The 15019-nt window shown below is 68.2% G+C and carries 10 protein-coding genes and 1 tRNA gene; 5 read left to right on the plus strand and 6 right to left on the minus strand.

Going from position 1 to position 15019, the window contains the following annotated elements; translation table 11 throughout:
* Window positions 1–110: 110 nt before the first annotated feature.
* On the minus strand, window positions 111–2147 hold the full coding sequence (locus D5S08_RS04435; RefSeq protein WP_121115928.1) for a M3 family metallopeptidase: 2037 nt from the start codon (window positions 2145–2147) through the stop codon (window positions 111–113).
* A 90-nt stretch (window positions 2148–2237) separates the two neighbouring features.
* Between D5S08_RS04435 and thiS the strand changes: the two genes are divergently transcribed.
* Window positions 2238–3242, plus strand: a complete 1005-nt coding sequence (gene thiS, locus D5S08_RS04440) for a sulfur carrier protein ThiS (protein ID WP_121115930.1) — start codon at window positions 2238–2240, stop codon at window positions 3240–3242.
* A 98-nt stretch (window positions 3243–3340) separates the two neighbouring features.
* Window positions 3341–5815 (plus strand): glycoside hydrolase family 3 protein, encoded by a 2475-nt coding sequence (locus D5S08_RS04445; RefSeq protein WP_121115933.1) that lies wholly within the window; start codon window positions 3341–3343, stop codon window positions 5813–5815.
* A gap of 76 nt (window positions 5816–5891) precedes the next feature.
* Here the strand turns inward: D5S08_RS04445 and D5S08_RS04450 are convergent.
* A tRNA-Arg gene (locus tag D5S08_RS04450) sits at window positions 5892–5968 on the minus strand.
* Window positions 5969–6071: 103 nt separating this feature from the next.
* Between D5S08_RS04450 and D5S08_RS04455 the strand changes: the two genes are divergently transcribed.
* Entirely contained in the window at window positions 6072–6578 is a 507-nt protein-coding gene (locus D5S08_RS04455; RefSeq protein ID WP_121115935.1) for an MmcB family DNA repair protein, read from the plus strand.
* Window positions 6579–6586: 8 nt separating this feature from the next.
* Here D5S08_RS04455 and D5S08_RS04460 read toward each other — a convergent pair whose 3' ends face one another.
* Window positions 6587–7624 (minus strand): DUF3667 domain-containing protein, encoded by a 1038-nt coding sequence (locus tag D5S08_RS04460; protein ID WP_121115937.1) that lies wholly within the window; start codon window positions 7622–7624, stop codon window positions 6587–6589.
* A 114-nt stretch (window positions 7625–7738) separates the two neighbouring features.
* Here D5S08_RS04460 and D5S08_RS04465 point away from each other — a divergent pair, with 114 nt between their 5' ends.
* Window positions 7739–7972: a DUF3072 domain-containing protein gene (locus tag D5S08_RS04465; protein WP_121115939.1), complete on the plus strand. Its 234-nt coding sequence runs from the start codon at window positions 7739–7741 to the stop codon at window positions 7970–7972.
* A gap of 50 nt (window positions 7973–8022) precedes the next feature.
* Here the strand turns inward: D5S08_RS04465 and D5S08_RS04470 are convergent, their stop codons facing one another.
* The 3 genes from D5S08_RS04470 to D5S08_RS04480 are packed head-to-tail and all read right to left on the minus strand — an operon-like array spanning window position 8023 to window position 13501.
* Entirely contained in the window at window positions 8023–9636 is a 1614-nt protein-coding gene (locus D5S08_RS04470; RefSeq protein WP_121115941.1) for a family 43 glycosylhydrolase, read from the minus strand.
* Window positions 9637–9650: 14 nt separating this feature from the next.
* Entirely contained in the window at window positions 9651–10676 is a 1026-nt protein-coding gene (locus tag D5S08_RS04475; protein WP_241557229.1) for an alpha/beta hydrolase, read from the minus strand.
* On the minus strand, window positions 10676–13501 hold the full coding sequence (locus tag D5S08_RS04480) for a TonB-dependent receptor (protein WP_121116247.1): 2826 nt from the start codon (window positions 13499–13501) through the stop codon (window positions 10676–10678). The genes D5S08_RS04475 and D5S08_RS04480 overlap by 1 nt, the downstream gene beginning before the upstream one ends.
* Before the next feature lie 203 nt (window positions 13502–13704).
* On the opposite strand from D5S08_RS04480, the gene D5S08_RS04485 reads away from it, so the two are divergent.
* Complete coding sequence (locus D5S08_RS04485) at window positions 13705–15006, plus strand: pectate lyase family protein (protein ID WP_121115943.1); 1302 nt, start codon at window positions 13705–13707, stop codon at window positions 15004–15006.
* Window positions 15007–15019 lie beyond the last annotated feature (13 nt).

Genomic DNA, 15019 nt, shown 5'->3' on the forward strand with positions numbered 1-15019 from the left:
GCAATCCTCTTTGCCATCGCGGTCGTCATCGCGACCTGCCATTTCAGCGGCATACAAGCACGTTCCAGCTTGTGGAACAACGTTTCACATTACGAACAAGTCCGGCGCGCTCAGACAGCCGGCTCCGTGAGCAGGCCGTACCGCTCCAGCATCGCTGCCGGCTCCGCATCACGGCCGCGAAAAGCGCGGAAGCTGTCCACCGCCGGGCGCGATGCGCCGCGGGCCAGCACCTCGGCCCGGAACAGGTCGCCGGTGGCGCGATCCACCAGCCCGGCCTCGGCAAAGCGCGCAAAGCCGTCCGCCGCCAGCACCTCGGCCCACAGATAGCTGTAATAGCCCGCAGCATAGCCGCCGCTGAAGATGTGGGTGAAGGCATGGGGGAAGCGGTGCCAGGCGGGCGGGCGCACCACCGCGATCTCCTCCCGCACGGCGTCCAGCACCTCCATCGGGTCGGTGCCCAGCGTGCCGCCATGCAGCAGCAGGTCGAACATGGCGAATTCGATCTGCCGCAACAGCGCCAGGCCCGACTGGAAGTTGCGCGCGCCCTGCATCCGGCCGAACAGCTCGGCCGGCAGCGCCTCTCCCGTCAGGTAATGGCCGGACATGCCGGTCAGCACGTCGCGATCCCAGGCGAAATCCTCTAGCAGCTGGCTGGGCAGCTCGACCGCGTCCCATTCGAAGCCGCTGGTGCCGGCGATGCCCGGGCGGTTCACGGTCGTGAAGATGCCGTGCAGCGCGTGGCCGGTCTCGTGCAGCAGGGTGACGATGTCGTTGTGGCTCAGCAGCGCAGGGCTATCCTCGCCATCGGGCGCCCAGTTGCAGTTGAGCGTGGCGACCGGCACGCGCACCGCATTGCCGTCCGCCAGACGCGGGCGCATGCCCGACATCCAGGCGCCGCCGCGCTTGCCGGCGCGGGCGTGCAGGTCGACATACAGGCCGGCGATCACCTGGCCGCTCTCGTCCGCAACGTCGTAATACAGGGCCTCCGCATGTGGCAGCGGCATGTCGGTGCGCTGCTGCAGAGTGATACCGAACAGCTGCTCCAGCAGGCGCTGCCAGCCATCCAGCACGCGGGCGACCGGGAAGTAGGCGCGCACCGCTTCCTCATCCAGCGCGTGGCGCATGGAACGCAGCCGCTCGGCGGCGAAGGCGATGTCCCATGGCTGCAGGTCGGCGATGCCCAGTTCCGCCGCGGCGAAGCTGCGCAGCTCCGCCAGGTCGCGCTCCGCCGCAGGGCGGGCACGATTGGCGAGATCACGCAGGAAGGCCAGCACCTCCCCGCCATTGGGCGCCATCTTGGTCGCCAGCGAACGCTCCACCGGATCGGCGAAGCCCAGCAGCGCCGCAGCTTCCCGCCGCAGGGTGACGATGCGCGCGATACGCCCGCTATTGTCGAACCGCCCGGCCTGCGGTCCCTGGTCGGAAGCGCGGGTGCCGAAGGCCTCGTACACCCGGAACCGCAGGTCGCGGTTGCGGGCAAAGCGCAGCACCGCCTGCACGCTGGGCTGCCGCAGCGTCACCAGCCAGCCTTCCAGGCCCGCATCGCGCGCAGCGGAGGCCAGCATGGCGCGATCCGCCTGCGAAAGACCCTCCAGCAGTGCCTCGTCAGTCACATGCTCGGTCCAGGCTTCGGTGGCGTCCAGCACGGCGTTGGCGAATTCGGTGCCGAGCTCCGCCAGCTCGACCGTGATCGCGCTGAACCGGGCGCGCGCCGCCGGCTCCAGCGCGACGCCGGACAGGGTGAAGCCGCGAATGGCATGGTTCAGCGCCGCGCGGTCCGCGGCGTCGGCCCGCGCCATCTCCGGCGATGCGGCCAGCGCGCTGAACACTTCGAACAGGTCGCGGTTCTGTTCCACCGCCAGCCCGTTCTCCACCACCAGCACCTTGCCGGCGGCTTCCGCGGCGCGCAGTTCGGGCGTGTCGGCTACCGCGCCCAGATGAGTCACGGCGGACCACAGGCTGTCCACGATCGTCTCCGCGCGCTCGAACGGCAGCCAAGCCTCCGCAAAGCTGGTCGGCCGCCGGGTGACGATATCGGCCACCACGGCGCGATGATGCGCCAGCGCCTCGTCCAGCGCAGCGCCGATGGCGGCCGGGGTGAGCGCGGGGAAGGCCGGGGGCGAGAGCGGATCGAGCAGGGGGTTCATCGCTCTGAGATGCGTATGGCGCAGGCAGGGGTCAACCGCGCCGCCCCAAGCCTTCTTGCACGCTGATCGAACGACGCTATCTCGCGGCCCATGGCCCAACCGCTCTCCCTCACCGTCAATGGCGCCCCGCGCCGGTCCGAAGCCACCACGGTCGCGCAGCTGGTCGCCGAGCTGTCGCTGCGGCCGGACAAGGTCGCGGTCGAACGCAATGGCGCCATCGTGCCGCGATCGACCTTGGGCGAGGCGCCGCTGACCGATGGCGACGTGCTGGAGATCGTGCATTTCGTGGGCGGCGGCGATCATGCGGCAGCCCCCCCCACAGTGGACGACGACAGCTGGGAAGTCGCCGGCCACCGCTTCCGCTCGCGCCTGATCGTGGGCACGGGCAAGTACAAGGACTTCGCCCAGAACGCCGCCGCGCTATCCGCCAGCGGGGCGGAGATCGTGACGGTGGCGGTGCGCCGCGTGAACGTGACCGACCCTGGCGCGCCGATGCTGACCGACTTCATCGACCCGGCCAAGGTCACCTACCTGCCCAACACCGCCGGCTGCTTCACCGCGGAGGACGCGATCCGCACCCTGCGCCTGGCGCGCGAGGCCGGCGGCTGGGACCTGGTGAAGCTGGAAGTGCTGGGCGAGGCGCGCACGCTGTATCCCGACATGCGCGAGACGCTGAAGGCGACGGAGGTGCTGGCCAAGGAAGGCTTCAAGCCGATGGTCTATTGCGTGGACGATCCCATCGCCGCCAAGCAGCTGGAAGAGGCCGGCGCGGTCGCGATCATGCCGCTGGGCGCGCCGATCGGATCGGGGCTGGGCATCCAGAACCGCGTCACCATCCGCCTGATCGTGGAAGGCGCCACCGTGCCGGTGCTGGTGGATGCCGGCGTCGGCACCGCCAGCGATGCGGCGGTGGCGATGGAACTGGGCGTGGACGGCGTGCTGATGAACACCGCCATTGCCGAGGCGAAGGACCCGATCCGCATGGCCCGCGCCATGAAGCTGGCGGTGGAGGCCGGGCGCGACGCCTATCTGGCAGGGCGCATGGGCACGCGCCGCTATGCCGATCCGTCCAGCCCGCTGGCCGGGCTGATCTGACAGGAGCCGGTGCCGGCTTTCCCCACCGTAATCGATTGACTTCTGCCTCCGCGTGGCTTGATTGCGCTAACAGGCCGGGCAACGGTGGTGGAGGAATCATGAAGGCAGGAACGATCGGGCTGGCGGCATTGCTGCTGGCGAGCAGCGCGGCGGTGACGGCGCAGGATACCGGCGGCAGTGCACCCGCCGCGGGCGCGGCGCAGGCCCATCCGGAAAGCTGGCCCGTGCTGCAGATGCAGCGCCAGCGCGATCCCGCGATCGAGACGCGGATCGACGCTTTGCTGGCGGAGATGAATGTCGAGGACAAGGTCGGCCAGCTGCTGCAGGTCGACATCGCCTCCATCACCCCGCAGGACTTCGAGACCTACAAGCTCGGCTCCATCCTGAATGGCGGCAATTCGGCCCCGAATGGTGACGAGTTCGCGCCGGCCGCGGAGTGGCTGAAGCTGTTCGACGCCTTCTACGACGCATCGGTGAAGCGCAGCGACGGGCGGCCGGCGATCCCGGTGATCTGGGGCACCGATGCGGTGCACGGCCACAACAACATCGTCGGCGCCACGCTGTTTCCGCATAATATCGGCCTGGGCGCCGCGCGCGATCCGGACCTGATCCGCCGCATCGGCGTCGCCACCGCGGCGGAAACGGCGGCGACCGGCATCGACTGGAGCTTCGCGCCGACCGTGGCCGTGGTGCAGGACGACCGCTGGGGCCGGACCTACGAAAGCTATTCGGAAGAGCCGGAGGTGGTCGCCGCTTATGCCGGAGCGATGGTGCAGGGCATCCAGGGCCGCGTGGGCGACGACTTCATGCAGCCCGGCCATGTGATCTCCAGCGTGAAGCACTTCCTGGCCGATGGCGGCACCGGCGGGCGCGACCAGGGCGACGCGCGCATTTCGGAAGAGGTGCTGCGCGACGTGCATGCCGCCGGCTACACCACCGCACTGCCGGCCGGCGCGCTGACCGTGATGCCCAGCTTCTCCAGCTGGAACGGCGTGAAGATGACCGGCAACACCAGCATCCTGACGGGCGTGCTGAAGGATCGCTGGGGCTTTGACGGCTTCGCAGTCGGTGACTGGAACGCGCACGGCCAGCTGCCGGGCTGCACCAACGAGGATTGCGCGGCGGCGATCAATGCCGGGCTCGACATGTTCATGTATTCCGGCCCGGGCTGGAAGGATCTGTACGCCAATACGCTGCGGGCCGCGCAGGACGGCACCATCCCTGCCGCCCGGCTGGACGATGCGGTGCGCCGCATCCTGCGCGTGAAGCTGCTGGCCGGCACCTTCGAGGCGGGCCGCCCGTCCGAACGGCCGATGGCCGGACGGTTCGAGCTGCTCGGTTCGCCCGAACATCGTGCCCTGGCGCGGGAGGCGGTGCGCCGGTCGCTGGTGCTGCTGAAGAACGAAGGCAACGTGCTGCCGGTGAAGCCGGGCGCCAATGTGCTGGTCGCCGGGCCGGGGGCCGACGATATCGGCATGCAGTCGGGCGGCTGGTCGCTGACCTGGCAGGGCACGGATGTGACCAACGCCAACTTCCCCAACGCGCAGTCGATCTGGGCCGGCCTGCAGGAAGCCGTACAGGCGGGCGGCGGCACCGCCACCCTGTCGGCCGATGGCAGCTTCACGCAGAAGCCCGACGTGGCCATCGTGGTGTTCGGCGAGACGCCCTATGCCGAATTCAGCGGCGATCGTCCGACGCTGGAGTTCAACCCCGATGACAAGGCCGCGCTCGCCATGCTGCAGCGGCTGAAGGCGGCTGGCATTCCCACCGTGTCGGTGTTCCTGTCCGGCCGGCCGATGTGGGTCAATCCGGAGCTGAACCAGTCGGACGCCTTCGTGGCGGCCTGGCTGCCGGGCACGGAGGGCGGCGGCGGCATCGCCGATGTGCTGGTGGCCGGCGCTGACGGGCAGGCGCGGCATGATTTCGCAGGCACGCTGTCATTCAGCTGGCCCAAGCGGCTGGACCAGTACGTCCTGAACCAGCGGGACGAGGGCTATGACCCGCTGTTCCCGTTCGGCTACGGCCTGACCTATGCCGGCGGCGGCAGCGTGCCGCAGCTGGATGAAAGCCGGCCGGCGGTAACGGGCGGCGACCAGAACGCGCTGTTCGTGCGCGGCCGGCTGGCCCCGGGTGCGCAGACCGTGACCGATGGTGCGGTGACGCTGGGCCGCGTGGACCGGCTGGCGCAGGAGGACAGCCTGCAGCTGACCTATGCTGGCACGGGCACGCTGGCGCTGGCCCAGGCACAACCGATCGACCTGACCCGCGAATCGAACGGGCAGCTCAGCCTGCTGATGGAATATCGCGTAGTGGCCCCGCCGGCCGGGACGGTGACGCTGGGCATGACCGGCGGCGGTACCGCCAGCGTGCCGATCACCGGCGCATTGCGCGAAGGTGCCGGCGAATGGCGCGAACTGGCCGTGCCGCTGCGCTGCTTCGCCGACAATGGTGTCGACATGGCGGCAGTGACCCGCCCAGCCGCGATCACCAGTTCCGGAGCGTTGCGGCTGGACGTGTCCGGCATCCGCATCGCCAGCGCACTCCCGGGCCCGGTGACCTGCGGCACGCCCTGATCGCGCAGCCCGGAGCGGACACGGGTCCGCTCCGGGCGGACTGGCGCCTGAAGGTCGCATGACGATGTGTGGGAAGTGGTGCACCCGACAGGATTCGAACCTGTGACCCCTGCCTTCGGAGGGCAGTACTCTATCCAGCTGAGCTACGGGTGCGCTGGCGCGTGCCTCTACATCGGCCCGGGGCGCGGGGTCAAATGCAATCGTCGCCCGATCGCCTGTGCTTGACCTCGTTCCCGATCCGTTCCAGCAAGGCTGGATGAGCGACTCTCTTCTGCTGCCCGCCGCCGCCCTCGACCTCCCCGAAGCGGAGCGGCGGTCGCGTGCGGTGGCGCGGGGGATCTGCCGGCTGTTCGCCCGCAACGACATCTGGGCCATTGCCGAAATGCCGCTGCGCAACAATCGCCGGGCGGACCTGATGGGGGTGGATGCCAAGGGGCGCATCGTGATCGTGGAGATCAAGACCGCCCGCAGCGACCTGCTGGGCGATGGCAAGTGGCCCGACTACCTGGATTTCTGCGACCGGTTCTACTGGGGTCTGCCACCCGAACTGGACCGGTCGGTGCTGGAAAGCGCGGACTACCGGCCCGATTGCTGCGGCATCATCGTGGCGGATGGCTATGATGCGGAGATCGTGCGCCCGGCGCCCAGCCACCCGCTGAACGCCGCGCGCCGGCGGGTGGAGGTGGAGCGGCTGGCGCGCGCCGCTCTGCGCCGGCAGGTGGTGGCGCTCGACCCCGAATGTTCGGCGTTCGGGGCTGGCTGAGGCGCTGCTCAGCCCATCAGGCCCAGCACCAGCAGCACGGTGACGAACAGGCTGACGATCACCTGGATGAAGAAGGTCAGCACCACAGTGCGCCACAGGGCGGAGCCGCGCGACAGGCCATAGGCATGGCGCAGCTGGGTCGCCATGTGCCAGATCGGCAGCACGGTGCCCGCGAGCAGCAGCCATGTCAGCGGCACCCCGGCAAAGCCCAGGATCGTCAGCACGACGAACAGCAGCGACATGAACGACAGCGAATAGGTGACGAACACCGCGTGGTCGTACAGGCCGAACCGTCTCCGCCATGCGAACAGCAGCGCCACGAAGGGGAGCGACAGCGGGATCAGCAGCCAGCTGAACTTGTAGCTGTTCGATTGCAGCTTGTAGAGCGCCAGGCCCGGGTTCTTGCGCGCCTTCTCGATCCCGTGATCCAGCCGGGTCCAGCCCGTGTGGATGTTCTCCAGCTGCTCGGTGGGATCGGCGTTGCTCTGCGCGCGTCCCAGCACATTGAGGGCGGCGTCCAGTTCCGCCAGGCGGTCCTGCAGCGCGGCGCGCGTAGGGTCGTCATCCGGCACTTCCGCCAGCTGGCGCGCGATGTCGACCCGATCGCCGCGCGCCCTGATCTGCAGCTCGGTCACGCTGGCCTGCGTCTCGTTCGACAACGCCAGATCAGCCGGCGGGCCGATGCCGGCGATCTGGAACACGGCGAACATGATGAAGACCGTGAACAGGAACAGCCCCATCGGCGACACGAAGCGCATCCGCTCCCCTTCGATATAGCGGCGGGTCAGCTGCCCCGGCCGGCGCAGCAGCATCGGCAGCGTCGCCCAGGTCCGCCCTTCGAAATGCAGCGCGCCGTGCAGCAGATCGTGCAGGAAGGCGCCGGCGGTGCGGTGAAGATGCGCCTCCTGCCCGCAGGCATGGCAATGCGGGCCGATCAGCGCGGTGCCGCAGTTCAGGCAGGCGGCCTCATGCGTGTGCCCGTCCGGCGCCACGGGGGCGGGCGGGACGATTGTCTGCCCGCTGCTGGCCTGCACGCTGTCGCTCATGTCGGAACCCCCCGGTTGCCCGCATGATAGTGGCAGCGGCCTGCTTGTCGAGCGGAACAGAGGTGGAACGCCAATGCGTCATCGGCGTTGGGGCTGGCAGAGGAGCATTGTGCAATGACTGTCCAGACCCCTGACGAAAACCCCAAGGCCCACCCGGTGTCCAACGCGCAGAAGGACCCGGACAACTGGACCACGGGCGACGAGCCGATGACCGGCGCCCAGGCCAGCTACCTCAAGACCCTGAGCGAGGAAGCCGGCAAGGACGATGATTACGCCACCGACCTGACCAAGGCCGAGGCATCCAAGCGGATCGACGCGCTGCAGGAAGAGACCGGGCGCGGCCAGTAAGCGCAGGCCATCCGGCGCCACTGTTGCAGCGGCGCCGGATCGGCGCGCCACTATCCGTCGAGCGCGGTGAAGCGGAAGTCGCGGAACTTCGCCTCGCCCGGACCGGCGGCATACAGGCCGGGGCGCAGCATCAGGAAATCCCCGCGCACATTGTGATGATAGCCGGACACTTCCATGCCCCGGTCGAAGCGGTGCCAGGTCTGCCCGCCATCGCCGCTGGTGTCGAAAGTGACGATATGCGCGTCATTGGTAACGCGCAGCCGCATTCGGCGGCCATGCGGGTTGGCCGGCCGCCCGCGCTCGATGCCATATTGGTGCGTGACGAAGCGGTCCTCGTCAAAGCCCAGCCCGGCATAGAGCTTGTCGTCATAGAACAGGATCAGCCCCGCCCGCCCGCCCGGCGCGATCTCGATATCGCATTCGAAAGTGTAGCGCCGGTCGCCCGCGGTGATCAGCAGGGGTGACCCGCTGGAGGGCGCCTCGCCCTTGCCGGCCAGGTGCAGCGTGTTGTCGGCCACGCGGATGCGCGTCGCCTCGTCCGGGGCAGGGCGGAAGAAGGCCCATTTACTGCCCAAGGCGAGCGGCTGCGAGAAATCGTCCGACAGCGCCATGCCGTGCGGCTGCACGGCGCCGCCCTGCGGCTTGACGATCGGCTGCGACAGGTCGCCGCCGGTCATGTGGAACCAGCCATCATCGGTGAAGGTGACCGGGTCGAGCAGGCATTGCCGCCCCAGCGTCCAGAAATCGTTCTCGTACCCGTGATAGACCGACCACCAGGCGCCGTCAGGGGCCTGCACCAGGCTGGCATGGCCGCGCGACCACCACGCCTCGTCCAGCGAGGTGGTGCGGACCAGCGGATTGTCCGGATGGTGTTCCCACGGCCCATGGATGGAGCGCGAACGGGCGGCGATGACCATGTGCCCGGTCGGCGGGCCGGCGGTGCCGCCCACGGCGGTGATCATGTAGAACCAGTCGCCCACCCGATGGATCTTGGGCCCTTCGGGGCTGAATCCCTCGACCACCCAGTCAGACGGGTAGCGCCACGGATCGTAGACATGCTCCACCTCGCCGGCGAGGGAGAGATTGTCGTCGCTCAGCCGTACCCGGTCTCCGCCAGACAGGAACAGCCACTTGCTGCCATCTTCCCCCACGGCATGGCACGGGTCGATATGATCATGCAGGCCGAGCGCGACGGGATCGCTCCACGGACCTTCGATCTTGTCGGCGTAAGCCACGAAGATGTCGTTCCGGGGCTTTGCCTTCACCGGGATGTAGAGGAGGTAGCGGCCCCCCTCCTTGTGCAGCGACGGCGCCCAGACGGAGCCGATATTGCGGGTCAGCGCGGCGTTCAGCGGGCGCCAGTTCACCAGGTCGCGCGAATGCCAGATGGTGAGGCCGGGATAGGCATCGAAGGTGGAGAAGGTCATGTAGTAATCCTCCCCATCCTGCAGGATCGCCGGGTCCGGTCGGTCGCCCGACACCACCGGATTGAGGAAGCTGCCATTGCCCAGATCGGGGATGCGCTGATTGTCGAACCCGCGGACATAGGCGGGCGGCGGCGGCGTGCCCGTGCCAGCAGCGGCCCGTGCGACACCTGCCGGGGTCAGCGCGACAAGGCCGGTGGCGGCGGTGCCGACGAACAGGGATCGGCGATCAGTCTGCATGCTCAAGCTCCTTGTCACCCCAGCGGGGTCGTTCGCGCCCAGGCGCGCCACAGTTCGGGCCAGATCTCCACCGGCTTGCCGATGGTCTGGCGCAGGCCGAAGCCGTGGCCGCCCACTTCGAACAGATGCGTTTCGACGCGCAGCCCCTTCCCCTTCAGCGCGTCGCGCAGGCGCAGCGTGTTGGCCACGGGGACCGCGCCATCATCTTCGGCATGAAGCAGGAAGAAGGGTGGGGCATCCGCCGGCACGTTGCGGTCGGGCGAATGAGCCGCCTCCAGCTCTGCCGAGGGATCGGGGCCGAGCAGCAGCTCGCGCGATCCGGCATGGGCGATGGCTGGGTCCATGGAGATGACGGGGTAGATCGGCGCCGCGGAGCAGGGCCGGGCGGACAGCCGGTCCGCCGCATCGACCGGGTCGTAAGCCGGGTGCGCGAAGCGGGTGGACAGGTCGGCGCAGACATGGCCGCCGGCGGAAAAGCCCATGGCGCCCACCCGTTCGGGGCCGATGCCATAGTCGCCCGCGCGGTGGCGGATCAGGCGCATGGCGCGCTGCGCATCGGCCAGGGCCACGTCGGTGCGGTTGGCCCAGCCTTCGCCCGGCAGGCGGTAGAACAGCACAAAGCAGGTGAAGCCACGCTCCGTCAGCCAGCGGGCGAGTTCATACCCTTCCTTGTCCACCACCACCAGGCGATAGCCGCCGCCCGGCGTCAGCAGCACGGCCGCGCCGTTCGGCCGGGCAGGGCGGAACACCACCATCCGGGGTACGGCGATGCCCTGCACCGAACGGTCGCTGATGGCCGGGTCGGAGGCGCGCTGCGTCACCGTTTCCACCGGCAGGGTGGCCGGTGCGCCGGGAGCGCCCCCCGGCCACAGGTCGATCACTTCGGTCGGATCGGGCTGAACCGGCATCGGACCACCGGCGGCGGCGGGCGGGGCGGTCTGCCCCCGCGCCGCGCCGGTGGCGAGGCCGGCCGACAGGGCCACCCCCGCCGTCATTCCGGCGGCCAGCAGCGATCGCCGGTCCAGGCCCGTTCCCACCATCACAGCTGCACGCGAACACCGGCCATGATGATGCGGCCGAAACGGTTGTTCTCGTAATTGCGGCGGGTGAAGTCATCCACCCAGCGCTTGCGGGCCGCATCGGTCAGGTTGGTGCCTTCCAGCGTGACGGAGAGCTGTTCTGTCACATTGTAGCGGATCGACGCGTCGACGTTCAGGATATCGTCGAACCCTTCGAACACGTTGCGGTTGCCGCTGAGCCCGTCGATATACTCGTCACGCCAGGCGAGCGAGGTCCGGACGGAGAACTTCTCGTTCTCCCAATACAGGGTACCGTTGGCGGCGCGCTTGGCCATGTCCAGCAGCGGACGCTGGAAGATGTCGGACGTGCCCGTCGGGTTGCCGCTGCGGTCCAGGCCGGTCCCGGGGGTCGGCACGGTATATTCCACGTCGCTTTCGATCAGCGTCACATTGCCCAGCACGCCGAAGCCGCTGAGGAAGCTGCTGTCGGTGAAGGCGCTGAACGGCAGGTTCAGCGAGAATTCGACACCGCGCAGGCTGCCGCCCGGATTGTTGACCTGGGTGCGGTATTCGATCGGCACGCCCGGATTGGTGCCGCCGACGATGGCCTCGTACAGCGGGGTGCCGGGCGTCAGCAGCGAAGTCGGCAGCTGGCTGTCGGCAAAGGTGCCCTGCTGGCTGCCCGCGATCGGGAAGTTGTCGATCTCCTTGGAGAACACCGCGACCGATGCCAGTGCCCCCGGCGCGAAGTACCATTCCACCGCTGCGTCATAGGCCATTGCCCGGAACGGTTCGAGGAACGGGTTGCCGGTGGTGATGCGGAAGTTGAACGGATCGATCGAGCCGCCCGGCGTCAGGCTGCCCAGCGACGGACGGGTGATCACCCGGCTCATCGCACCACGCAGGATGACATCGTCCGTCACGAACAGATTGACGTTCAGCGCGGGCAGGAAGTCGTCATAATCCCGCTCCACGGTCACCTGATTGGTGCCGACGAAGCCGGTGGAGGACTGGTCCGTGCGGACATAGCGCAGGCCCAGATTGCCGGTGAAGCGCAGGCCGAAGAAGTCGCTGTCCCAGTTCGCCTGGATATAGCCGCCGGTCGTCTTCTCCGTGACGGAGCGGGTGTCGCCCGGGAAAGCGGCAGGGTTCAGCTCGAACAGCCCGACCGCATCGGCTGCCGGACCCAGCTGCGGCACGACCCATTCATTGGTGTTGCCGGCGGGCTGGCCCGCGCTGCCCAGTTGGAACAGTTCGGCGATGTTGCCCGTCACCGGCAGGCCGTACTGCCCCGCCGCACAGGTGAAGGCGGCGCAATAGGTGCTGTCCGCGCGATAGCCGATCGTGTCGAAATCGAACTGGCGATACACGCCGCCGATCTCGAAGTTCAGTTCGTCCGTTGCCTGCCAGTCGATATTGCCGGACACGGTCTTGAACTTGTTGGTTGTTTCCGACGGCCGGTTGCGGAACTCCGCCAGCTGGAACTGTGTCGGATCGCTGATCCCGTTATTCCCGAAGCTGAGCTGCGGGCTGTCCATGTCGCTGTAATCGTAGCTGTAGCCGTTGAAGTCGCGATCGTCGAAGATCAGCGTGGCCTCGCGCGTGATCGGCGCCTCCGACTTGGAGAAGCCGCCCAGGATGTCGATCTTCACCCGGTCGCTGAACTCGTGCTCCACCCGGGCGGACAGCTGGTGGAACTTGGTCTCGCTTTCGCGGGAATAGCGTTCCGTGCGCACCCAGGCATTGTTGAACGTGCCGGAGATCAGATTGTTGTCGCCGTCGATCTCGTAATCGACCACGTCGATGGTCCGTTCGTTGGACCGGAACAGCACCTCGCCCCAATATTCGTCGCGGCTGGCCTTAAAGGTGGAATACAGGCCGTCAACCGACAGCTTGGTGCGGTCGGTGGGCGCCCACTGGACGGAACCGGTCAGGCCCAGCCGCTCGCGGTCATGCTCGACCGCGCCGTAGCGCGGGATGCGCGGGTGGAAGGCAAGGCCGACCTCGTCGCAGGCGCTGTTCGGCGTGTATGTGGTGCCGGTGTAGCACGACGTGCCGCCGACGGAGCGGAACGCACCCTGCGTCCAGCGCACACTGTTGTTGCCCAGCTCGCTGGTCTTGTACTGCGAATAGGCGGCGGAGACGCTGACGCCGAAGGTGCCGTCATCATTGGTCCAGCCCAGCAGGCCGGCCAGGCGCGGGCCGGCATCTTCGCTGAGGTCGTTGTAGCGGACCTGTGCGGAGGCGACGGCGCTGAAGCCGCTATCCAGTGCGAGCGGGTTGCCGGTGTTGAGGTCGACCACCGCACCCAGCGAACCCTCGTCCAGCGAGGCTTCGGCGGTCTTGTGCACCACCAGCGAACTGAACAGCTCTGCCGCGAACACGTTGAAGTCGAAGCCGCGCTCGCGATTGGCGGACGCGTCGGAGGTGGAGGTGGCGACCGCCTCCATCCCGTTGACGCGCACGCGGGTGAACTGCTGCCCCAGGCCGCGCACGGTGATGGCGCGGCCTTCGCCGGCCTCCCGCTGGATGGAGACGCCCGGCACGCGCTGCAGCGATTCGGCCAGGTTGGTATCGGGGAACTTGGCAATGTCTTCCGCCACGATCACGTCCACCTGACTGGCGGAGTTGCGCTTGGCCGCGATCGCGGCATCCAGCGCCTGGCGGAAGCCGGTGACGACGATCTCGCCGCCGACATCCTGGGTCACCTGCTCGTTCAGATCGTCCTGCGCCACGGATGCGCCGGGCGTGCCCGACTGCTGCGCCATGGCTGATGCGGGCAGCACGATGGCGCCGCCTGCCAGCAGGGCGACCTTCAGCTTGCCCGTGAAATTATGCGTGTTCATGCCCATCACTCCCCAATGTCGGCGGTGTCGTCATGGGGATCGGCAGCCTCTCGGCTCCATCTCCAGACATCGCTCTGCTCCTGCCCGGCTTTCTCTGGAAACCGGTGTCATTGGGTCTTGTCCCGTGCCGTCTCCACTGTCAAGACAGGGGTGGGAGAGAAGCCATGAACATTGTTGCAAGATTGACACTATCGACCGCCGCCATGCTGTGCGTGCTGAATGCCGGCGCGGCCCTGGCCCATCCGGACGACCCGACGCAGGGCGGGGCCGGCGGGCGGATCATCCGCGTGACCACGCTGGCCAAGGACGGACCGGGCAGCTTCGCCGAAGCGCTCGCCACGAAGGGGCCGCGCATCATCGTGTTCGAGGTCGGCGGCGCGATCGACCTGGAAAAGTCGGTGCTCGACATCCGCGAACCCTTTGTCACGATCGCGGGGCAGACCGCGCCGTCGCCGGGCATCACCCTGCTGCGCGGCGGGATCGACGTGAACACGCATGACGTGATCCTGTCCAACATGCGCATCCTGAACGGCAGCAATGGGGAACCGCTGCTCAGCGGGTGGGAAACGGACAGCTTCTCCACCGTGGCTGGGTACAATGTGGTGGTGGAGAACAACACCTTCCTGTGGGCGGTGGACGAGAACATGTCCGCCAGCGGCCCTCGCTTCACCGGCGACACCGTGGCGGAGTGGCGGCAGGGAACCAGCCACGACGTCGTGTTCCGCCTGAACCTGGCGGCGGAGGGCCTGGCCAATTCGACCCACCCCAAGGGCGAACATTCCAAGGGGTCGCTGATCCACGACAATGCCACCGGCATCGTGTTCGACCGCAATATCTGGGCCCATCATGTCGAGCGCAGCCCGCTGGTGAAGGGCGGGGCGCAGGTGCTGATGGTCAACAATTTGATCTACAACCCGCAACACCGCGCGGTGCATTACAATTTGATGGACCTGGAATGGGCCGGGCACGAGCCTGTCACCGGGGAGATCACCGCCGTCGGCAACGTCATGCGCGGCGGCAACGACACGGACGAGAACCTGCCCTTCCTGATGCTGGGCGGCGTGGGCGATCTTGCCTATTACGGGCGAGACAACATCATGGTGGACCTGCACGGCAACCCGCTGCCCGCCTTTGGCCGCTATGGCGTCACCGCCGCGCAGCTGATCGAGGCGCCCGAGCCGCTGGCCAGCCTGGATGGCTATGACATCATGCCCGCCGCCGATGTGGAGACAACGGTGCTTGCCACCGCCGGCGCGCGGCCGTGGGATCGCGGCCCGCAGGAGGTGCGCGTCCTGTACTTCATCGCCGAAGGGCGCGGCGATGTGATCGACAGCGAAGTCGAGGTTGGCGGCTATCCCACGATCGAGCCGACCAGCGCCCCCTTCGTGGAGGCGGAGTGGGACCTTGCCACGATGCGGCCAAAGAACGGCATGTATCCGGGCCAGACGGAAGGCGGGCAGGAGCACCTGTCCCCGCGCGGCCGCGCCATGCGGGCATCCCGCTGATGCGGGGTGCGGC

It is taken from the genome of Croceibacterium ferulae (assembly GCF_003660445.1).
Classification (GTDB): domain Bacteria; phylum Pseudomonadota; class Alphaproteobacteria; order Sphingomonadales; family Sphingomonadaceae; genus Croceibacterium; species Croceibacterium ferulae.